At 71.7% G+C, this 20,894-nt stretch carries 20 protein-coding genes; 16 read left to right on the plus strand and 4 right to left on the minus strand.

Annotated elements, in window-relative coordinates:
* Entirely contained in the window at nucleotides 1–1,851 is a 1,851-nt protein-coding gene (locus tag NYZ95_RS00535) for a hypothetical protein (protein ID WP_262847659.1), read from the minus strand.
* Nucleotides 1,852–1,986: 135 nt separating this feature from the next.
* Between NYZ95_RS00535 and NYZ95_RS20245 the strand changes: the two genes are divergently transcribed.
* From NYZ95_RS20245 to NYZ95_RS00575, 8 genes are all read left to right on the plus strand, one after another.
* Nucleotides 1,987–3,153, plus strand: a complete 1,167-nt coding sequence (locus tag NYZ95_RS20245; RefSeq protein ID WP_262847661.1) for a sensor histidine kinase — start codon at nucleotides 1,987–1,989, stop codon at nucleotides 3,151–3,153.
* Nucleotides 3,150–3,800 (plus strand): response regulator, encoded by a 651-nt coding sequence (locus tag NYZ95_RS00545; RefSeq protein WP_262847663.1) that lies wholly within the window; start codon nucleotides 3,150–3,152, stop codon nucleotides 3,798–3,800. Before NYZ95_RS20245 ends, NYZ95_RS00545 begins: the two co-directional genes overlap by 4 nt.
* A 132-nt stretch (nucleotides 3,801–3,932) precedes the next feature.
* Nucleotides 3,933–6,077: an MMPL family transporter gene (locus NYZ95_RS00550; RefSeq protein ID WP_262847665.1), complete on the plus strand. Its 2,145-nt coding sequence runs from the start codon at nucleotides 3,933–3,935 to the stop codon at nucleotides 6,075–6,077.
* Nucleotides 6,074–6,541, plus strand: a complete 468-nt coding sequence (locus tag NYZ95_RS00555; RefSeq protein ID WP_262847667.1) for a hypothetical protein — start codon at nucleotides 6,074–6,076, stop codon at nucleotides 6,539–6,541. Before NYZ95_RS00550 ends, NYZ95_RS00555 begins: the two co-directional genes overlap by 4 nt.
* 59 nt (nucleotides 6,542–6,600) lie before the next feature.
* On the plus strand, nucleotides 6,601–6,990 hold the full coding sequence (locus NYZ95_RS00560; protein WP_262847669.1) for a YbaB/EbfC family nucleoid-associated protein: 390 nt from the start codon (nucleotides 6,601–6,603) through the stop codon (nucleotides 6,988–6,990).
* Between the two features lie 4 nt (nucleotides 6,991–6,994).
* Entirely contained in the window at nucleotides 6,995–7,591 is a 597-nt protein-coding gene (gene recR, locus NYZ95_RS00565) for a recombination mediator RecR (protein ID WP_262848661.1), read from the plus strand.
* Nucleotides 7,592–7,604: 13 nt separating this feature from the next.
* Nucleotides 7,605–8,174: a DUF5063 domain-containing protein gene (locus NYZ95_RS00570; RefSeq protein WP_262847671.1), complete on the plus strand. Its 570-nt coding sequence runs from the start codon at nucleotides 7,605–7,607 to the stop codon at nucleotides 8,172–8,174.
* 113 nt (nucleotides 8,175–8,287) lie between these two features.
* A complete protein-coding gene (locus NYZ95_RS00575) occupies nucleotides 8,288–10,357 on the plus strand; it encodes a prolyl oligopeptidase family serine peptidase (RefSeq protein ID WP_262847673.1) in 2,070 nt (689 codons plus the stop codon).
* A 12-nt stretch (nucleotides 10,358–10,369) separates the two neighbouring features.
* On the opposite strand, the gene NYZ95_RS00580 is transcribed toward NYZ95_RS00575, so the two are convergent.
* The gene (locus NYZ95_RS00580) at nucleotides 10,370–11,317 is read right to left on the minus strand and encodes an aldo/keto reductase (protein WP_262847675.1); all 948 of its coding nucleotides are present in this window, start codon (nucleotides 11,315–11,317) and stop codon (nucleotides 10,370–10,372) included.
* Nucleotides 11,318–11,370: 53 nt separating this feature from the next.
* Between NYZ95_RS00580 and NYZ95_RS00585 the strand changes: the two genes are divergently transcribed.
* Together NYZ95_RS00585 and NYZ95_RS00590 are read left to right on the plus strand one after the other, a co-directional pair.
* Nucleotides 11,371–11,760 carry a MerR family transcriptional regulator gene (locus NYZ95_RS00585; protein ID WP_262847677.1) on the plus strand — a complete coding sequence of 130 codons (390 nt, stop codon included), beginning with the start codon at nucleotides 11,371–11,373 and terminating at the stop codon, nucleotides 11,758–11,760.
* 35 nt (nucleotides 11,761–11,795) lie between these two features.
* Entirely contained in the window at nucleotides 11,796–13,805 is a 2,010-nt protein-coding gene (locus NYZ95_RS00590; RefSeq protein ID WP_262847679.1) for an MDR family MFS transporter, read from the plus strand.
* Nucleotides 13,806–13,882: 77 nt separating this feature from the next.
* On the opposite strand, the gene NYZ95_RS00595 is transcribed toward NYZ95_RS00590, so the two are convergent.
* Nucleotides 13,883–14,659: an ABC transporter permease gene (locus NYZ95_RS00595; RefSeq protein ID WP_262847681.1), complete on the minus strand. Its 777-nt coding sequence runs from the start codon at nucleotides 14,657–14,659 to the stop codon at nucleotides 13,883–13,885.
* Nucleotides 14,656–15,603, minus strand: a complete 948-nt coding sequence (locus tag NYZ95_RS00600; protein ID WP_262847683.1) for an ATP-binding cassette domain-containing protein — start codon at nucleotides 15,601–15,603, stop codon at nucleotides 14,656–14,658. Before NYZ95_RS00600 ends, NYZ95_RS00595 begins: the two co-directional genes overlap by 4 nt.
* Nucleotides 15,604–15,683: 80 nt before the next feature.
* Here NYZ95_RS00600 and NYZ95_RS00605 point away from each other — a divergent pair, with 80 nt between their 5' ends.
* From NYZ95_RS00605 to NYZ95_RS00630, 6 genes are all read left to right on the plus strand, one after another.
* Complete coding sequence (locus NYZ95_RS00605; RefSeq protein ID WP_262847685.1) at nucleotides 15,684–16,511, plus strand: TetR/AcrR family transcriptional regulator; 828 nt, start codon at nucleotides 15,684–15,686, stop codon at nucleotides 16,509–16,511.
* 61 nt (nucleotides 16,512–16,572) lie between these two features.
* Nucleotides 16,573–17,874, plus strand: a complete 1,302-nt coding sequence (locus NYZ95_RS00610; protein WP_262847687.1) for an aspartate kinase — start codon at nucleotides 16,573–16,575, stop codon at nucleotides 17,872–17,874.
* Between the two features lie 33 nt (nucleotides 17,875–17,907).
* Nucleotides 17,908–18,948: an aspartate-semialdehyde dehydrogenase gene (locus NYZ95_RS00615; protein WP_262847689.1), complete on the plus strand. Its 1,041-nt coding sequence runs from the start codon at nucleotides 17,908–17,910 to the stop codon at nucleotides 18,946–18,948.
* A gap of 1 nt (nucleotide 18,949) precedes the next feature.
* Complete coding sequence (locus NYZ95_RS00620; protein ID WP_262847691.1) at nucleotides 18,950–19,489, plus strand: GNAT family N-acetyltransferase; 540 nt, start codon at nucleotides 18,950–18,952, stop codon at nucleotides 19,487–19,489.
* The gene (locus tag NYZ95_RS00625; protein ID WP_262847692.1) at nucleotides 19,486–20,055 is read left to right on the plus strand and encodes a DUF1707 SHOCT-like domain-containing protein; all 570 of its coding nucleotides are present in this window, start codon (nucleotides 19,486–19,488) and stop codon (nucleotides 20,053–20,055) included. Before NYZ95_RS00620 ends, NYZ95_RS00625 begins: the two co-directional genes overlap by 4 nt.
* A gap of 105 nt (nucleotides 20,056–20,160) precedes the next feature.
* Nucleotides 20,161–20,883: a hypothetical protein gene (locus tag NYZ95_RS00630; protein WP_262847694.1), complete on the plus strand. Its 723-nt coding sequence runs from the start codon at nucleotides 20,161–20,163 to the stop codon at nucleotides 20,881–20,883.
* The last annotated feature ends 11 nt before the right edge of the window (nucleotides 20,884–20,894 follow it).

Consider the following 20,894-nt stretch of genomic DNA (forward strand, 5'->3'; position numbering starts at 1 on the left):
TCACACGAGGGCCGGCGGCCGGTCACCGGCGCGCCGGTCTGCCGGTGTGCTGCGCGGCGTGGCGCGGGCGACGCGGGCCACGCCCCACGCCAGCGCCCAGATCAGCAGCAGCGAGCAGATCGCCACGACGGTGCAGCCGGCGTTCCACAGCCACGTGGGATGGTCGGCGTTCTTCTCGCGCTGGAGGATCGAGGTCTCCGGCACGAAGTCGCGGGTGAACGTCGCCGGCGCGGCCAGCTCGTCGGCGCCGATCGCCGGGTCGGCAGGCATCCAGATCGGGACGGCCGCGAGGATCCGGTCGTCCGCGACCCGGATCAACGTCTTCCAGCTGCCGTGGACCGGGATCGGTCGCGTCGTCTCCCAGACCCCTGGTGACGTCTCGCGCAGCCGGTCGACGACCACTCCCTCGCCTCCGCCCTGCCACGCGGTGATCTGGACCCAGGTCGGGTCGTCGCTGGGCAGGTCGGCAGGGTCGAAGGTGACGCGAGCCTCGACCGTACGGGTGGCGGGGTCGGCGTCGACGTCGGTGAGGACGACCGTGGCGCTGGCGTCGGGGACGGTCGCGTACAGGCCGTTGCCGAGCGACACGGAGACGGCGACGACGCCCGCCACGACGACCGTGCGGCACACCGCCTTGCCGGGGATCTCGCCGGTCGTGAGCGCCGTCCCGAACAGCGCGCCGGCCATGCCGGCGAGGACGCCGACGGGCACCGACATCAGGAGACCCTCGCCCCACATGTCGGGCGTCCAGGGGAGGACGAACGCCGCCTGCACCCAGAGGCCCTCGAGGGCGAGCCCGACGGTCGAGAGCCCGAGGCCCGCCACGGCCCCGTACAGGAGAGGACGTCGGGCGAGCGGTCGGACCAGCGCCAGCAGCTCGACGACGACCGCGGTGCCGAGGTAGATCGGGAAGACGTTGTACGCCTCGCCCAGGACCGGGCCGACGATGACCGCGGTGCCGATCCGTACGGCGAGGTAGAACAGCACGGCGAGGACCGCTCCCCATGCCCCGAGCACGCGCCGTGCGGCGACCAGGGCGAGGCCGGCTGCGGCCGCGATCATCATCGGGTGCAAGGGCTGCCGGAACTGCTGGATGCCGAAGTCGTACTCGACCTGGAAGACCGACAGCCCGACGAGGAGACCGCCGAACGCGGCGGTGTAGGAGATCCGTACCCGCAGCTCGCGCAGCGGCGCCCTCGTCTTGCCCTGGGCGAGGTCGCCCTCGCGCAGGAGCGTGAGGATGCCGACGAGCGACAGCCCCGCGCCGCCGATGAGCATGAGGTGGGTGGGCCCCCACAGCGTGACGTCCTGGCCGAAGATGCGGTGCCAGACGTCGTCGAGCGGGAAGCCGATGAGCGCGTACAGGCCGGAGCCGGCGACCAGCAGGCCGCCGACCGGCGCGTGCCAGGTGCGGGTGATCTTCACCGCCGCCGGACCGGGGACCTCCCCGCGGGGCAGCACCATCGCCGTCGCGCCGGCGATGAAGGTGAGGAAGAGACCGACCAGGATGAAGTAGTGCGCGGGGTTGGCGAGCGGCCCCTCGTCCCGCCCGACGCCGGCGTGCAGGCTGACGTCCCAGATGAACCCGAGGAACGCGGTGAGCAGCGCGACCGCGAGCATCCCGCCGGGGACCGCCACCCATCCGGGGCGTCCGAGGCGCTGCTCGGCGTGGTCGCTGAGGCGCTGAAGCCATGCGATGCGTCCGGTGCGGTGCGCCCAGGCGACCCACAGGAGTGCGGCGAAGACGACTGCGGACGCGACCGACATGCCGACGACCTGGTCGAGCGCGGCGCCACCGGCCGGCCGCTCCTCGACGGCGAGCGGGAGGGCGTACGAAGGGTGGGCGGCCATGCGTCGGAGTGTGACATCGGCAATGTCACATGTCAACGGTCACGTACCTGAGCGAGGGCGGAGGTCTCTCGGGAGCGACTGGGAAGTCTCTCGCGGGCGACACCAGGGTCTCTCGCGGCGCCCTAGCATCGTCGTGTGGGGAAGACGAAGGTGAGCCCGCGCCAGACCGACGTGCTGCTGTGCGTCGGTGTGACGTTCGTGCTCGCCGTCGTCGTGACCTCGCAGGAAGGCCACGCCGGACACGTCAACCCGCTGGCGTACCTGTGGGCCGTCGGGCTCGGCCTGCTCATGCTGATCCGGCGCAGCCACCCGGTCCTCGTGCTCGTGCTGACGACGCTCGGCTTCTTCAGCTACTACATGGCGGGCTTCCCGGCGATCGGGGTCGCGGTGCCCATCGCCGCCGCACTCTACTCGGCCGCGGAGATGGGCCACCTGCGTGCCGCGATCGTCACAGGCAGCCTCACGCTGGGCCTGTCCACCGCGTACCGGGTGGCGGTCGGGCAGAGCGTCTCGCTCGTCGTCGGGTACGAGCTGGTGACGCACGCGGCCCTGATCGCGGCGGCGATCGCCCTGGGCCACAGCGTCCGCGTCGGGCGGCGCCTGCGGCGACGGACCGAGCAGGTCTCGCGGCTCCTCGCCCGCCAGGGCGAGCAGGACCAGCTGGCCGAGCTGCGTGAGGAACGGATGCGGCTCGCCCGCGAGCTGCACGACTCCATCGGGCACTCGCTGTCGGTCGCCTCCCTCTACTCCGACGTCGCGCGCGAGGCACCCAGCGGCGAGCAGCGCGACGACGCCCTCGACCTCGTACGGTCGTCCATCACCGACGCCTCCGCCAGCCTGCGGCGTACGGTCGCGGTGCTGCGTGGAAGCGGGAGCTTCGACAGCGACGCCGGCCTCGAGCAGGTGGACCGCCTCGGGGTGGCGCCGACGGCGGCCGGGTACGACGTCGACGTGCAGGTCAGCCCGGTCGACGTCGCGCCGGAGGTCGGTGCCGCCGCGTTCCGGCTGGTGCAGGAGGCGATCACGAACACCTTGCGGCACTCGGACGGACGCAGGATCACCGTCCGCATCGGGCCCGGCGCGGCGGGTGAGCTGCGCGTCCGCGTCGCCGACGACGGGACGACGGCGGTGCCGCCGCAGATCCGTGCTGGCCACGGCCTGAGCGGGATGCGCGAGCGTGTCACCGACCTCGGCGGGACCCTCGAGGTCGACGCGGGACCCGGCGGCTGGGTCGTGGAGGCGGCGATCCCGAGCGCGCCCGCGGCGAGCGGGCGCACGACGACGACCGGGAGCGCCACGTGATCCGGCTGGTGCTCGTGGACGACCAGGTCCTCCTGCGGCACGGGCTGCGCGCGATCATGCAGAACACCGACGACATCACCGTCGCCGGCGAGGCGAGCGACGGCCGCGAGGCCGTGCGGGTCGCGCGCGAGCTGCGTCCGGACGTCGTCCTCATGGACCTCCAGATGCCGGTGATGACGGGCGCCGAGGCGATCCGGGCGATGCGTGCCGACCCGCTCCTGGCCCAGACGCCCGTGCTGGTCCTCACGACGTTCGACGACGAGGACGACGTCGTCGAGGCCCTCGCCGCCGGCGCCAACGGCTACCTGCTCAAGGACATCGACGCCGACGAGCTCCGGCGGGCGGTCCGCAACGCCGCGGCCGGGCGCGCGCAGATCGCCCCGGGCGTGCTGCGCCAGCTGATGGACCGGGTCGCGCGGCTCCCGACCCGGCGCACCCGCGAGGAGAAGCTCGCCGGACTCACCGAGCGCGAGGTCGAGGTCCTCACCCAGGTCGGGCTCGGGCTGACGAACGAGGAGATCGGCAAGGCGCTGTTCCTCAGCCCGGAGACCGCACGCACGTACGTCAGCCGGCTCCTCACCAAGCTCGAGGCTCGCGACCGCGCGCACCTGGTCGTCCTCGCCCACCGGGCCGGTCTGGTGGACTGACCCCGGCACGACCCCCAGCCCCGTACGCCCAGAGGCGACGCGGCTGCCGCTCCTGAGGGACTGTCCCGCTCCTTCGCCGTTCCTAGCGTGGTCTGGCGACGACCTGTCGTACGGAGCAGAGGAAGTGGACTCATGGAGTGGATGGCACGCGTCTGCCAGAGGGCGCGGTGGTTCGTGGTGGCCGGATGGGTGCTCGTCGTGGTGGCGCTGTCGGGGCTGTCCGGGACGTCCGGCGGAGAGACGAGCGACGACTACGAGCTCCCCGGGTCGCCGAGCGACCGCGCCGTGCAGATCCTGAGCGCCGGCGGGTTCTCGTCCGACGCCGGGACGCAGGCGCAGCTCGTGCTGCAGCGCGACGCGGGCCTCGACGACCCCGCCGTGCGTACGCAGGTGGCGTCGATGGTCGACGACGTCGAGCAGCTCGTCCCGGACGCGAAGGTGGTCAGCCCGTTCTCCGAGGAGGGAGCCGCGCAGGTCTCCGCGGACAGGACGATCGGGTTCGTGGCAGTCGGCCTCGCGACCCAGGACGTCGAGGAGACGGCGCAGCTGCGCGAGGACCTGGAGGAGCTGCAGGCCTCGTACGCCTCCGACGACCTGACCGTGGAGGTCGGCGGCCTGTCGGCCGAGGAGGAGGCCGAGGGCGGCGCGCCGGCCGAGATGATCGGCCTGCTGGCGGCGATGGTGATCCTGCTGTTCGCCTTCGGATCGGTGTTCGCGATGGTCCTGCCGATCATCGTCGGGGTCGTCGGCGCGGCCAGCGGGGTCGCCCTGGTGGCCCTCGGCGCGCGCGTCGTGGACATGCCCAGCTTCGCGGCACCGGTCGCGGCGATGATCGCGATCGGGGTCGGCATCGACTACGCGCTGCTCGTCGTCACCCGCTACCGCGAGGCGCTCGCCGACGGCGCACCGCCGCGTCAGGCGGTGACGCTCGCCCAGACGACGGCCGGTCGGTCGGTGCTGTTCGCCGGCGTGACGGTGGTCATCGCGTCCCTCGGGCTCGTCCTGATGGACCTCAAGGTCATCACGGGTGTGGCGCTCGGCATCGCGGGCTCCGTGCTCGTCACCATGCTCGCCGCCGTCACCCTGCTGCCGGCGATGCTGACGATCACAGGGCGACGGATCGACCGTCTGTCCGTCCACCGGCGCCGGACCACCTCCGACGGTGGGAACCTCGCCCGCCGGTGGAGCGGCGTGGTGCAGCGGCGGCCGTGGCCCGCCGCGCTGGCCGCCATCGGGGTCCTCCTTCTCCTCACGCTGCCGGTCCTGGACATGCGGCTCGGGTTCTCCGACGCCGGCACCCGCCCGACGAGCGACACCGGCCGGCGGGCGTACGACCTCGTCGCCGAGGGCTTCGGTCCGGGCGTGAACGGTCCGCTCGTCGTCGCGACCTCCCTCGGCGACGGCGCCGGTCCGGAGGACGTCGAGAAGCTGGCCGAGGCGCTGGCGGCGGCGCCCGGTGTCGCGGCGACGACCCCGCCGGCGTTCTCCGACTCCGGCGACGTCGCGGTGCTCCAGGTGATCCCGACGACCGGTCCGCGCGACGAGGCGACCACCGACCTCGTGCACACGCTGCGCGACGACGTCGTGCCGTCGGCGGCCGGAGACGGGGTCGAGGTCGCGATCGGCGGTGCCACGGCGGCCGCGGTCGACTTCGCCGACTACACCGCAGAGCGGCTCCCGGTCTTCCTCACCGTCGTCCTCGGTGCTGCCCTCGTGCTGCTCGTGGTGGTCTTCCGGGGAGTGGCGGTCGCGGTGAAGGCGGTGCTCGTCAACCTCCTCTCGCTCGGCGCCGCGTTCGGTGCGGTGGTCGCGGTGTTCCAGTGGGGATGGGGCGTCGACCTCCTCGACCTCGGGGGGAGCGCGCCGATCGAGGCGTGGGTGCCGATGATGCTGATCGCGATCGTGTTCGGGCTCTCGATGGACTACGAGGTGTTCCTGCTGTCGCGGGTGCGCGAGGAGTACGACCGTACGGGCGACAACGCGACCGCCGTCGCCGAAGGGCTCGCTCGTACGGCCCGGGTCATCTCGGCGGCGGCCGCGATCATGGTGTGCGTCTTCGGCAGCTTCGTGCTCGGGGCGAGCCGTGAGCTTCAGCTGTTCGGGTTCGGTCTGGCGTTCGCGATCTTCATCGACGCGACGCTGGTGCGCCTCGTCCTCGTCCCCGCGGTGATGGAGCTGCTCGGCGAGCGCAACTGGTGGCTGCCGCGGTGGCTGGACCGGGCGCTCCCGCACCTGACGATCGAGTCGTCGCGCGGCCCCCGGGGAGTCGGGCGATGACCGCGCCCTCGCAGGACGTCCGGCGTCCGCTGCTCGGCTTGCCGGTGTGGGGGCTGCTCCTCCTGGCCGCGCTGGCGCTGCCCCGTGCCGTGGTGCACGACCTCGGCGTCGACGTCGGTCCGGTGGTCAACGCGGTGCTCGCGCTCGCCCCGCCGGCGGTGTGGGTGCTCGTCGCGCTCCGGGCGCGCGTCCCGTCGCCGGTCACGACGCTCGTCGTGGTCGGCGCGCTGTACGGGATCGGTCTCGGTGTCGAGCACAACCTCCTGTGGGACGAGGTGTTCGAGGAGAGCCCGCGCCTCGGTGGGTCGTTCGAAGGCGACCTCTCGCCGGGGGCCGAGGAGACGGTGATGCGCGTGGTGACGTTCGCGAGCAGCGTCTTCACCGGCGCTCTGGTGGGGCTCGTCGCCGGGCTGGTGGCGACCCTCCTCCGTCGCGTCGGCGGGTCCGACGGTGCCCGCCGGTAGGCTGAAGGGGCACATCCGGCGGCGGTGCCGTCGGTCGTACGACACGTGAGGACGTCCCGGTGTTCGGTGATGATTTCGGTGGGCTCGGTCAGCCAGGCGGCGGCATGCCCGACATGTCCCAGCTGCTCGAGCAGGCCCAGAAGATGCAGGAGCAGCTGCTCGCCGCCAAGGAGGAGCTGAGCCGCGCCCGCGTCACCGGCCAGGCGGCGAGCGGTCTGGTGCAGGCCACGGTGACCGGCACCGGTGAGCTGGTCTCGGTCGAGATCAAGCCCGAAGCCGTCGATCCGGACGACGCCGAGCTCCTCGGTGACATGGTCGTCGCGGCGGTCCGCGACGCCACCGACCAGGCCGAGCAGCTCGCCGCCGAGAAGATGGGCCCGTTCGCGGGCGGGTTCGGTGGCGGTGACGCCCTCGGCGGTGGCGGCGCGGCCGGCGCGCTCGGGTTCTGACGGCATGTACGAAGGGGTCGTCCAAGACCTGATCGACGAGCTCGGCCGCCTGCCGGGCATCGGTCCGAAGAGCGCCCAGCGCATCGCGTTCTACCTGCTCGACGCCGACCCGGTCGACGTACGCCGGTTCGCGGAGGTGCTGACCGAGGTCAAGGACAAGGTGCGCTTCTGCGCGACCTGCGGCAACGTCGCCGAGTCGGAGACGTGCCGCATCTGCGCAGACCCGCGCCGTGACCCGTCGGTCCTGTGCGTCGTCGAGGAGTCCAAGGACGTCGTCGCGATCGAGCGGACGCGTGAGTTCCGCGGGCGCTACCACGTCCTCGGCGGGGCGATCTCGCCGATCGACGGCCGTGGTCCGGACGACCTGCGCATCAAGGAGCTCATGCAGCGCCTCTCGGACGGTGCGATCACGGAGATCATCCTCGCCACCGACCCCAACCTCGAGGGCGAGGCGACCGCGACCTACCTGACGCGCCTGCTCAAGCCGCTGGGGTTGCGCGTGACGCGCCTGGCCAGTGGACTACCCGTAGGCGGTGACCTCGAGTACGCCGACGAGGTCACGCTCGGGCGCGCCTTCGAGGGGCGTCGCTCGGTCGACTGACGACGGGGGCAGGGTGAGCGAGACGACGGATGACGAGCTGGCGGCGGTGGGCAACGCCTTCGCCGAGGACGTCGAGGCTGTGCTCGACGGGTTGCGCTCGCTCGACGGGATCACCGATCCGGAGGAGGTCGTCGCCGGGCTGCTGGTCGAGCTGAGCCGCGCCCTCACCGTGGGTGCCCGGATGGCGGCGATGCCGCGCCTGGTCCCGCCCGACCGCTACGAGCCCGACACCGGTCCCGACATCGATCTCGACGACGTACGCGTCCGGCTCGCGTCTGTGCTCGACGGCTTCGACACCTACGTCGAGGTCTTCGATCCGTACGACGACCCGGCCTCACCTGCGGCGTACCGGATCTCCGACGACGTCATCTCGCTCGCGGCCGCGCTGGCCCACGGCATGCAGCACGCCCGCGCCGGTCGCCCGATCGAGGCCCTGTGGTGGTGGCAGTTCTCGTTCTTGTCCTCGTGGGGCGGCGAGACGACTTCCGCCCTGCGCGCCCTGCAGTCGGTGATCTCCCGCGACCGCATCGTCGGCGCCACCCCTGCGATGTCGCCCGAGGACCCACCCCTCGACCCTCTCTGACCCCGTCCGGTCGCTGGGGTACCCGAGCGAACGTGCACCGGCCCCACCGTGCACGCTCGGGGCGGTGTCGGTTCGCTCGGGTACCCCAACCGGCGGGCGCCTAGGCTCGTCGCATGACGCAGACCGACCCGTACGTGTGGCTCGAGGACATCGACGGCGACCAGGCGCTCGACTGGGTCCGCGCCCGCAACGCTGAGACCGCGAGCGCGCTGGAGGAGAGCGAGGAGTTCCGCGCGACCGAGAAGCAGATCCTCGAGGTGCTCGACTCCGACGCCAAGATCCCGCCGATCGCCAAGGCGGGCGACTGGTACTACAACTTCTGGCGCGACGCCCAGCACGTACGAGGCGTCTGGCGCCGCACCACCCTCGCGTCCTACCGCACCGACGCACCGGAGTGGGACGTCCTCCTCGACCTCGACGCACTGGCCGACGCCGAGGACGAGAACTGGGTCTGGCACGGCGCCGCCGTCCTGCGCACCGGCCCGCTCGCGTTCACCCGTGCGCTGGTCTCGCTCTCGCGCGGCGGATCGGACGCCGACGTGACGCGCGAGTTCGACCTCGAGAGGCGCGAGTGGGTCGCCGACGGGTTCGTACGGCCCGAGGCCAAGGGTGACGTGAGCTGGATCGACGAGGACACGGTGTTCGTCGAGACCGACACGGGCCCTGGGTCGATGACCGAGTCCGGCTACCCGCGCATCGCCCGACGGTGGCGGCGCGGCGAGCCGCTCGCCGAGTCGGAGATCGTCTTCGAGGGCGCCCACGAGGATCTGTCGATCGGCGCCTTCCACGACCGGACCCCCGGGTACGAGCGCGACTGGGTTGTCCGCGCGACCTCGTTCTACACCTCCGAGCGCTACCTGCTCACCGAGGGCGACGGCGACACCGACGGCGTCACCCTCACCAAGCTCGACGTCCCCGACTCCTCCGAGACCAGCGTCAAGCGCGACCAGATGCTGGTCGAGCTGCGCGAGGACTGGGAGGTGGGCGGCGCGTCGTACGCGGCGGGGTCGCTGCTCGCGATCGGTTTCGCGGCGTTCCTCGACGGCGCCCGCGACTTCACGGTGCTGTACGAGCCGACGCCGACGAGCGCGCTCGCCGGGTACACGTTCACCGCCAACCGCCTCGTGCTCGAGGTGATGACCGACGTCCGCAGCCGGCTCGAGATCCTCACACCCCCGGCCGAGCCTGGCGGGGAGTGGGACCGGGTCGCCGCCCGCCACGTGCCCGAGCTCGGCACGCTCCAGGTGGCGCCCGTCGACGCCGACGAGGACGACGCGGTCTGGCTCTACACGACCGACTACCTCACCCCGACCACGTTGTCGCTGCTCGACCTCGGCCCGCGTGGCGTCAACGCAAAGCCGGTCCCGCTCAAGTCGATGCCGTCGTTCTTCGACCCCGAGGGCCTCGTCGTCGAGCAGCACTTCGCGACGTCGTCCGACGGCACCCGCGTGCCGTACTTCGTCGTACGCCCCGAGGACCTCGCGTTTGACGGCACGGCACCGACGCTGCTCTACGGGTACGGAGGATTCGAGATCTCCCTGACCCCCGCGTACTCGGGCGGCCTCGGCCGGGCCTGGCTCGCGCACGGCGGCGTGTACGTCGTGGCGAACATCCGCGGCGGCGGCGAGTACGGCCCCACGTGGCACCAGGCGGCGCTGCGCGACCGGCGGCACCGGGCGTACGAGGACTTCGCCGCGGTGGCGCGCGACCTCGTCGATCGCAAGATCACCTCGCCGGAGCACCTCGGGGCGATGGGCGGCTCCAACGGCGGGCTGCTCACGGGCAACATGCTCACGCAGTACCCCGAGCTCTTCGGCGCGATCGTCATCCAGGTTCCGCTGCTCGACATGCAGCGCTACCACCTGCTGCTCGCCGGAGCTTCGTGGATCGCCGAGTACGGGGACCCGGACTCCGGCGACTGGGAGTTCCTGGCGACGTTCTCGCCGTACCACCTGTTCGACGCCGACCGTGCGTACCCGCCGGTGCTCTTCACGACCTCGACGCGCGACGACCGGGTGCATCCCGGCCACGCCCGCAAGATGGCCGCGAAGATGCTCGACGCGGGCAAGGACGTCACGTACTACGAGAACATCGAGGGTGGCCACGGCGGCGCCGCCAACAACGCCCAGGCGGCCCACATGTCGGCGCTCGCGTACCGGTTCCTCTGGAGCCGCCTCGCCTAGCCGCCCGCTGCGTCAGAGCGGCGCGTCGAGACGTGCGAGGTGGTCGGGGCTGAGCCTCAGCCGTACGCCGTCCAACGCGGAGTCGAGCTGGTCCCGCTTGCTGCCACCGAGCATCGGACGGATGCCGTGGGCCACCAGCCAGGCCAGCACGACCTGCCCCTTCTGCACACCGAGCTCGCCGGCGACCTTCGTGAGGACGTCGAGGCGCGCCGAGCTGCCGGGGTGCTCGAAGATCTCGGGGATGGTCTTGTCCGGGTTGTCGTACGCCCCCTCGAGCAGCGGCGTGTAGGCCCACACCTCCAGGCCGTGGGTGGTGGCGTAGTCGGACAGCTCGTCGTCGAGGACGCCGAACGCGTGCATCCCGTTGGGGCGCGTCCCTGGGCGGGGACGGAGGAAGGTGGCGCTCTGCTGGAGTGCGTCGAGGGGCAGGGCGCCGGTGCTCCGCGCGTGCGCTCGTGCACGCTCGACGCGCCACGCGGGGTGGTTGGACGCTCCGACCCGTGCGACCGAGCCGTCGGCGGTGAGCTCGGCGAGGGCGTCGACCGTCTCCTCGATGGGGACCGTGCGGTCCTCCTTGTGCAGCCAGAGCATGTCGACACGGTCGACGCCGAGGCGTCGCAGGCTCCCTTCGAACGCCTCGCGGACCGCCCGCCGCGACAGTCCTTCGTGCTGCGACGGGGGCGCGTCGGGCCAGCGTGGCTCCGCGCCGACCTTGGTCGCGATCTTGACCCGGTCCCGGACACCGGGTCTGGCGGCGAGCCATCTCCCGAGGACCGACTCGCTGTCGCCGCCGTGCCCTGAGCGGCTCGCCCAGTACGCGTAGCAGTCGGCGGTGTCGAGCCAGACGCCGCCGCGCTCGACGAATCGGTCGAGCAGGGCGTACGAGGTGTCCTCGTCGATCCGGGTCCCGAACATCATCGTGCCGAGAACGAGGGGTGAGGTGGTGGTGTCGTGGGTCATGCGACCACCGTGCAACCTGGAGTTCGCTCCAGGTCAAGCCCTAGGGTGCGGTCATGTCCACGACCTACACCCCGGCGGAGGCGGCGGAACGTTCCGGCTTCTCGCTCGACACCCTGCGCTACTACGAGCGTGAGGGCATCCTCCCGCCTGTCGCGCGCTCGGCGGGCGGGCAGCGGACCTACACCGACGTGGATCTCGCGCGGTTGGGGTTCTTGCGCTGCCTGCGCGACACCGGCATGCCGATCGCGCTCTTGAGACGGTACGGGGAGCTGTCGGTCGACGACTCCACCCTTGCCGAGCGCGTGGCCCTGCTCGAAGACCACGCGACGGCGGTCAGGCAGGAGATCGACGAGCTGCGCCAGAGGGAACGCCAGCTTGCGGAGAAGATCGCCTGGTACCGCGCCGAGCTCGTACGCTCCGCCGCGCGCCAGCCGCCCTCCTGACTGACAATCGCCGGGAGGGCGGACCGGGGGGTGCGATGGCGCAGCAGCAGCCGGACACGGCGGCAGAGAGCGACAACCTCTCGTCGGCCAAGGTCTGGACGATCTTCGGCGGGCTGATGCTCGCCATGCTGCTGGCGGCGCTGGACCAGACCATCGTCTCGACCGCGCTGCCGACGATCGTGCAGGACCTCGGGGGCGGTGAGCACCTGTCCTGGGTCGTCACCGCGTACATGCTCGCGTCGACCGTCACCACGATGCTGTGGGGCAAGCTCGGCGACCTGTTCGGCCGTAAGACCCTGTTCCTCATCTGCATCGTGGTGTTCCTGGCCGGCTCGGCGCTCGCCGGGACGTCGGAGACGATGGGCCAGCTCGTCGCCTGGCGGGCCGTGCAAGGCGCCGGCGGCGGTGGACTGATGGTGCTGTCGCAGGCGATCATCGGCGACGTCGTGTCCCCGCGCGACCGCGGCCGCTACCAGGGAGCCTTCGGCGCCGTGTTCGGCGTCGCCAGCGTGGCCGGCCCGCTGCTCGGCGGGTTCTTCGTCGACAACCTCTCCTGGCGGTGGGTCTTCTACATCAACCTGCCGCTCGGCGCCGTCGCGCTCGTCGTCGTGATCGCCGTCCTGCCGCGCATCAAGCCTGACCGCGACCCGCACGTCGACTACGCGGGCATCCTCCTGATCGGGACGGTCGCGACCACGATCGTGCTCATCACCAGCCTTGGCGGCACGACCTGGGGATGGAACTCGGTCCAGGTGTGGAGCTGCGCGGTGATCGGCGTAGTCGCCCTCATCGCCTTCGTGCAGGTGGAGCGGCGTGCGCCGGAGCCGGTCCTCCCGCTGAGGCTCTTCGCCAACCGTGTCTTCACCACGACGGCGGCCGTGGGGTTCGTCATCGGCTTCGCGATGTTCGGTGCGATCACGTACCTGCCGCTCTACCTCCAGCAGATCAAGGGGTCGACCCCGACCCAGTCGGGCCTGGAGATGCTCCCCATGATGGTGGGCCTCCTCATCACCTCGGTGGGCAGCGGGCAGATCATCTCCCGCACCGGTCGGTACAAGGTCTTCCCCATCGCCGGCACCGCGGTGACCGCGCTCGGGCTCTTCCTGCTGTCGCTGATGGGCCGGGACACCTCGACGCTGCAGTCCTCGGTCAGCATGTTCGTGCTCGGACTCGGCCTCGGCATGGTCATGCAGGTCCTCGTGCTCGCGGTGCAGAACGCCGTCGCCTACCGCGACCTCGGCACCGCCACCTCGGGGGCGACCTTCTTCCGTACGATCGGCAGCTCGGTCGGCGTCGCGGCGTTCGGCGCGGTCCTCAACCACTCGCTGCGCGAGACACTGTCGCGCGACGTTCCCGCCGGCGCGACCGGGGAGTGCAGCGCCGGGGCGCTCGAGGGATCCGCGCTCGGCATCGAACGCTGCGAGCCGGCTGTGCGCGCGTGGTTCCTCGATGGGTACGCCGACGCGATCCACACCGTGTTCCTCACCGCCGTCCCCGTGGCACTCGTCGCGTTCGTGATCACCTGGCTCATCCCGGAGGTGAAGCTGCGCAAGGTCACGGGTCGTACGGACAACGGAGACGCGGCGGGACACTCGTTCGCCCTGCAGTCGAGTCGTACGTCGCTGGAGGAGCTGCGTCTCCAGCTGTGGCGCCGCGTCGGCCGGCAGGACCCGCTGCGCATGTACGAGGCGCTGGCGCGCGCGGTCGACCTGGGGTTGTCGCCCGAGGAGTGCTGGATGGTGACGCGTGCGTCGCTGAAGGGGCCGCGCTCGATCGCGCCCATGGCCGAGCGCGCGAAGAGCACGCCCGAGCGGGTACGGGCCGTCGCCGAGTCCCTGGCGTCTCGGGGGTTCGTCTCCGTCGACGGCGACACCGTCACGGCGACCTCGCGAGGCGACGAGGCCGCCGAGCAGATCCGAGTGAAGGAGCGGGCGCGGTTGAAGCGCTACCTCGACGACTGGGACCACGAGCCGGAGATGGACGAGCTGGTCGACCAGCTCACCGAGCAGCTGCTCTCCGAGGACCGCCCGGTTCCGTCCTCCTGACCCTCCGCTCGCGAGAGACCCCCGGCCGTACGGCGAGAGACTCGCGGGTGCACGAGGGGTGACTCGCGGGCGGAGGGTCAGGAGGTGCGGCGGCGGAAGAGTCGCGCCGAGGCCACGGCAGAGACCGCGAGGATCGCCCCGCACCATCCGAGCGCCCACCATGCCTGGTCGCCGATCGGGGTGCCCATCCACAGCCCGCGGAGCGTCTCGATGATCGGCGTCATCGGCTGATGCTCCGCGAAGCCGCGCAGCGCCGACGGCAGCGTGTCGGCAGGGACGAAGGCCGTGCTGACGTACGGGAGGAACGCGAGGACCATCGTGACCATGTTGGCCGACTCCGGCGTACGGGCGACGAGACCGACGGCGGCGGCAGCCCACGACAGCGCCAGGATGAAGAGCGTCAGCATGCCGATCGCGGCGACCCACTCGCCCGGACCGGCGGTGGGCTGCCATCCGATGAGCAGCGCGACGGCGATGACGAGGGTGGTGGCCAGAGCGTTCCGCACCACGCTCGCGACGACGTGCCCGACGATGACCGACCCGGCGGCGATCGGCATCGAGCGGAAGCGGTCGACGACGCCGTGCGTCATGTCGTGCGAGACCGAAGCAGCGGTGGTGCCCGCGCCGAAGCCTGCGCACAGCAAGATGATCCCCGGGACGACGTAGTCGACGTACGCCCCACCGGTCGACATCGCGCCTCCGAACACGTAGACGAAGAGGAGCATGAGCGCGACCGGGAGCGCCAAGGCGATGAAGAACGCCTCGGGGTTGCGCATCGAGGTCTGGAGCCCGCGGCGGACCATGACGCGCGAGTCGTGGACGAGTGCGGAGAGGGGTGCGGTGATCGTGCTCATCGGAAGGACTCCTGGCTCGGTGCGGTGAGGCTGAGGAAGACGTCGTCGAGGCTCGGTGAGTGCATGCCGACCCGTCGCGGCAGCGCGTCCACCGCCCCGAGGACGTCGAGGAGGTGGCGCAGCGACTCGGGGCTGCCGTCGCTCGGGACGTCGAGGGTGAGGAGGACGGGGTCGCCAGTGGCCTCGGGGACGCCGGCGCCGACCGCGACCAGCGCGGCCTCGTATGCGGTGGCGTCGCCGTAGGTCAGCCGCACGACGTCGCCGGCGACCTGCGTCTTGAGCTCCTCGGGCGTGCCTTCGGCGACGACTCGCCCGCCGTCGAGCACGGAGACCCGGTCGGCGAGCTGGTCGGCCTCCTCGAGGTACTGCGTCGTCAGCAGGACGGTCACGCCGGTGTCGGCGAGCTCGCGCACGGTCGCCCACACCTGGTCGCGGCTGCGCGGGTCGAGCCCGGTGGTCGGCTCGTCGAGGAAGAGCAGCGTCGGCGGGACCACCATGCTCATCGCGAGGTCGAGCCGACGGCGCTGGCCGCCGGAGTACGTCGAGGCGCGGCGGTCGGCGATCGCGGCGAGCCCGAAGCGGTCGACGAGCTCGCGCGTGCGCGCGGCGGCGTGCGTACGGCCGAGGCGGCGCAGCCGCGCGACCATGAGGAGGTTCTCCCTGGCGGTGAGGACCTCGTCGACGGCGGCGTACTGGCCCGTGAGGCTGATCGCGCGCCGGACGAGGGCGGGCTCGGCAGCGACGTCGTGCCCGTCGACGCGTGCCGTGCCACCGTCGTGGCCCAGCAGCGTCGCCAGGATGCGCACCAGGGTCGTCTTGCCCGCGCCGTTGGCCCCGAGCAGGCCGTGCACCGTGCCGCTCTGGATCACGAGGTCGACTCCGCGGAGCACCTCGGTGGACCCGTAGCTCTTGGTGAGGCCTTCGACCTCGACTGTGTATGCCATACACAGACCGTATATGGCGTACGCAGAAAGGCGCAAGGCCCTATCGTGGCTGCACGGGCAGAGGCGGACGAGGAGGTGCGATGGCCGAGGTCGAGGGGGAGCTCCCCGACGAGCTCGCGCTGCTCTGGGGGCGACGCTCCGGAGGGCGTCGAGGGCCGCGTCCCGAGCTGGACGTCAACGCGATCGTGGCGGCGGCCATCGCGATCGCCGACGCCGACGGCCTCGACGCGGTCTCGATGGCGCGCGTCGCGAAGGCGCTCGGGTTCTCGACGATGGCGCTCTACCGCCACGTGGACAGCAAGGAGCAGCTGCTCGCGCTGATGTGGAACGAGAGCGCGTCGACCGCCCACCAGATCGAGATCACCGGGAGCACGTGGCGCGAGCGCCTGCGCTCGTGGGCGGCGCTGCAGCAGGGCATGCTCGCCGCGCACCCCTGGCTGGCCCAGATGCCGGTGACCAACCCGCCCATGGGGCCGAGCGCCTTCGCCTGGATCGAGCGCGGCCTCGCCGCTCTCGCCGACACGCCGCTGCGCGACGACGAGAAGCTGGAGGTCCTCGGCGCGATCAGTGCGTACGCCCTGGCCGAGGCGCGGATGGCCTTCGACGAGGCCGCTGCCGCCGCCCGCCGGCGCAAGGAAGGCAAGCCGGTGGTGGCGTTCGAGAACGTGCTCCGCCTCCTCGCCGACCCGGCGGACTACCCCAACCTCGCGCGACTCGCCGCGTCCTCGCCGCCCGCGCCCGTGGTCGGGGAGCCCGGCTACGCCGAGACGCTGGACGCCAGCCAGAGCTTCGGGCTGGAGCTCCTGCTCGACGGTGTCGCCGCCGCCATCGCCCGCGCGGAGGCGCGAGTCCAGCCGGTTGTGCCCGATTCCCGAGACGTGCAAGGGCGCCGTGGAGCGCCTCGTTAGACTGATCTGGGCGCAGCGTGGCGTCCTGCCACTCGCAACCGAACCATGACGAGGAACTTCCGTGGGCATTGTCGTCCAGAAGTACGGCGGCTCGTCGGTCTCTGACGCCGCCAGCATCAAACGCGTCGCGCAACGCATCGTCGCCACCAAGAAGGCCGGTCACGACGTCGTCGTGGTCGTCTCCGCGATGGGTGACACCACGGACGAGCTGCTCGACCTCGCCCACGAGGTGTCCCCGCTGCCCGACGGCCGCGAGCTCGACATGCTCCTCACCGCCGGCGAGCGCATCTCGATGGCGCTGCTCGCGATGGCGATCGGCAACCTCGGCCAGCAGGCCCAGTCGTTCACCGGCTCGCAGGCCGGCGTGATCACCGACTCCAGCCACGGCAAGGCCAAGATCATCGACGTCACGCCGGGCCGCATCCGCAAGGCCATCGAGGAGGACGCCGTCGCGATCGTGGCGGGCTTCCAGGGCGTCTCGCACGAGAGCAAGGACATCACCACGCTCGGCCGCGGCGGCTCCGACACGACCGCCGTCGCGCTCGCCGCCGCGCTCGAGGCGGAGGTCTGCGAGATCTACACCGACGTCGACGGCATCTTCACCGCCGACCCGCGGATCGTGCCGACCGCCCGGCGCATCCCCGTCATCTCGTACGAGGAGACGCTCGAGATGGCCGCCAACGGTGCGAAGATCCTGCACCTGCGCTGCGTCGAGTACGCGCGCCGCAACAACATGCCGATCCACGTCCGCTCGTCGTTCTCCACCAAGGAGGGCACCTGGGTGGTCAGCGCGGAGCGGATCCACGAACTGCTGAACGAAGGTGAGGGGGAGGCCCCCGTGATGGAGCAAGCGATCATCTCCGGCGTCGCGCACGACCGCAGCGAGGCCAAGATCACCGTGGTCGGGGTCCCCGACAAGGTCGGCGAGGCCGCCCGCATCTTCGAGACGCTGGCCGACGCCCAGATCAACCTCGACATGATCGTCCAGAACGTGTCGGCGGCGTCGACCGGTCTGACCGACATCTCGTTCACGCTCCCGCGCGCGGACGGGCAGACCGCGATGACGGCCCTCGCGCGGCTGCGCGACGAGGTCGGCTACGCCCAGCTGCAGTACGACGACGGCGTCGGCAAGGTCTCGCTCGTCGGCGCCGGCATGCGCACCAACCCCGGCATCTCGGCGAAGTTCTTCAAGGCCATCGCCGACGCCGGGGTCAACATCGAGATGATCTCGACGTCCGAGATCAGAATCTCGGTTGTCGTCAACGAGCAGCAGATCGATGATGCGGTGAGCGCGGCCCACCACGCGTTCGACCTCGACTCCGACGAGGTCGAGGCGGTCATCTACGGCGGCACGGGCCGCTGACACCGAGCTGACGAGACACGAGGAGCACCACCCATGGCCAACGGGCTGAAGATCGGCGTCGTCGGCGCGACCGGACAGGTCGGCGCCGTCATGCGCACGCTCTTGGAAGAGCGCGCGTTCCCGATCGAGGAGATCCGGTTCTTCGCGTCCCCACGCTCGGCCGGCAAGACGCTGCGCTTCGCCGGACGTGACGTCGTCGTCGAGGACGCAGCGACCGCGGATCCGGCGGGTCTCGACATCGCCGTCTTCTCCGCCGGTGCCACGATGTCGCGCGTCCAGGCGCCGCGCTTCGCGGCGGCGGGTGTCACCGTCATCGACAACTCGTCGGCTTGGCGCAAGGATCCCGAGGTGCCGCTCGTCGTCTCCGAGGTCAACCCCGGCGACATCGCGAAGGCCGTCAAGGGCATCATCGCCAACCCCAACTGCACGACGATGGCCGCGATGCCGGTGCTCAAGCCGCTGCACGACGAGGCCGGGCTGGTCCGCATCGTCGCCAGCACCTACCAGGCGGTCTCCGGGTCGGGCGTCGACGGCGTGGAAGAGCTGGCGACGCAGGCCGAGAAGGTCGTCGCGGGCGCGCGTGCGCTGACCCACGACGGCAGCGCGGTCGACTTCCCCGAGCCGCAGAAGTACGTCGCGCCGATCGCGTTCAACGTCCTCCCGATGGCGGGCTCGGTCGTGGACGACGGGTCGTACGAGACCGACGAGGAGCAGAAGCTCCGCAACGAGTCGCGCAAGATCCTCGGTATCCCCGAGCTGCGCGTCTCCGGCACCTGCGTGCGTGTCCCGGTCTTCACCGGCCACTCGCTCTCGCTCAACGTCGAGTTCGCCGAGGCTCTCACGCCTGAGCGGGCGCGCGAGCTGCTGGCCGACGCGCCGGGCGTCCAGCTCGTCGACGTGCCGACCCCGCTGCAGGCCGCCGGTGCCGACCCCAGCCTGGTCGGCCGCATCCGCCAGGACTCCGGCGTCGACGGCAACCGAGGCCTCGTGCTCTTCGTGAGCAACGACAACCTTCGTAAGGGCGCCGCGCTCAACACCATCCAGATCGCCGAGCTCATCGCCGCTGCACGCTGACGTGGGCGTGATCGTCCGCGAGCGGCGGCCGAGCGACGTCACGTCGCTCGTCGACGTGCTCCGTGAGGTGCACGTGCGCGACCGCTACCCGATCGTCGGGACCCACGTGGAGCCAGGCTGGCTGACCGAGCCGGACGGGCCCGCGTGGGTCGCCGAGGTCGACGGCGAGGTCGTGGGCCAGGCGGCGCTCGCGACCGGTGCGGACGCCGTCTCGCTGGCGGCGCTGGGCGGCGCGTCGGTCGAGGCTGCCACGCTGTCGCGGTTCTTCGTCGCACCACGCGCGCGGGGCACGGGATCGGGTGCGGCACTGCTCGACGCTGTCGAGGGGTACGCCGCCGCGCGCGGTCTCGGGCTGGCGCTCGAGGTCGTCGCGCACAACGCGGCGGCCCGTCGGCTGTACGAACGCCGCGGCTGGACGCCGCTCGGCTCGTACGAGGCGCGCTGGTTCGGAGCGGACGGCCCGGCGTACGAGGCGTACCGGTTCGTCCGCCCGCCCGTGACGTCCGCACCGGACCAGGGGTGTGGAACGATCGGAGGGTGAGCGCGCTCGATCCGTCTCAGGTATGGACCCGGTTCTCCCGCGACCCTCGTGACCCGGTCGCGGCCGCCCTGCGCGCCGGAGACGCCGACCGTGCGGTGCTCGCCGACGTGCTCGGCGAGGCGTTCTCGGACGGCCGGCTCGACCGCGCGGAGTACGACGAGCGCAGCGACGTTGCCGTACGGGCCCGGACGTACGGGGAGTTCGTCCCGCTGCTCCAGGACCTCGTGCCGACCAGCGGGCCGGCTGCGGCCCCCGTACGCAGCGCGCCGTCGGCGGACCTCGAGCAGCGTGCGGTCGCCGCGTACGAGCGCAAGCGCCGTGACGCGTGGGTCGAGGCCACGACGATCACGCTCATCTGCGTCGGCATCTGGACGGCGATCAGCCTTGCCGGCGGATGGAACCCGCACTTCCCCTGGCCTCTCATCGTCGCCGTGGTGACGTTCGCGGACGCGATCGACAAGACGTTCAGCCGCGAGAAGTACCTCGGCAAGGAGCGTGCGAAGCTCGAGCGCAAGGCGCGTCGAGAGCTGCGCGACCAGGACCGCAAGGAGCTCCCCGGCTCCTGACGGCGCCTCCTGAGCTTCCCGAGAGGTCGGGACTCCCGCCTCTGGGGCCCGGGACACCGGGACCGCGACAGTGCTCTGGTCATCAACGACCAGAGAGGTTCTGACATGAAAGACCCGACATCCATGGGCGAGGTCTTCCTCGCCGACCCGCCGGCCGGCGCCGCAGCCGCTGCGGGACCGACCCGCCGTACGCGCGCCTGGGCGGTGAGCGGGATCGTCGCCGCCGCGCTCGGCCTGGTGACGATCATCGTCTCCCTGGGATTCTGGGACCCCGACCTCGACTACTCCGACCCGATGGCGATCGCGCACCGCCTGGGCGACCTCCAGTCCCGGCTGATCGTCATGCACGTGGCGATGGTGAGCGGGATCGTGGCCCTGGTCGTCTTCGCGTGCGGCCTGGCGCGACGGCTCAACGACGCGCTCCCGGCCGGGAGCCTCCACGGCGCCGTCGCTGCCGGCGGGCTCGGTCTGGTCGCCGTCGCGAGCCTGCTCGGCTCCGGTCTCGACACCCAGTTCCTGTTCGCCGTCGACGCGGCCGAGGACGGCGTGCCCGAGACCGTCGCGTTCTACGACCACTGGATCGCCACGATCCCGTGGCTGTGGGTCGGTGCCGGCCTCGCCGGTGTCGTCCTCGCGGTTGCTGCGCTGAAGCACAAGGCCGTCCCGCGCTGGATCGGTCTCGTCGGACTCGTGCTCGGTGGACTCACGCTGCTCTTCGGGATCTCTCCGCTGCAGTACATGGCGGGCTTCCTGGGCCCGGTCTGGCTGCTCGTCACCGCACTCGGGTTCACCCTCGGCGACAAGGCGTACCGGAACGCCGCGGCATGACCTGGGGCACG

The sequence above is a fragment of the Mumia quercus genome (genome assembly GCF_025506335.1).
GTDB lineage: Bacteria > Actinomycetota > Actinomycetes > Propionibacteriales > Nocardioidaceae > Mumia > Mumia quercus.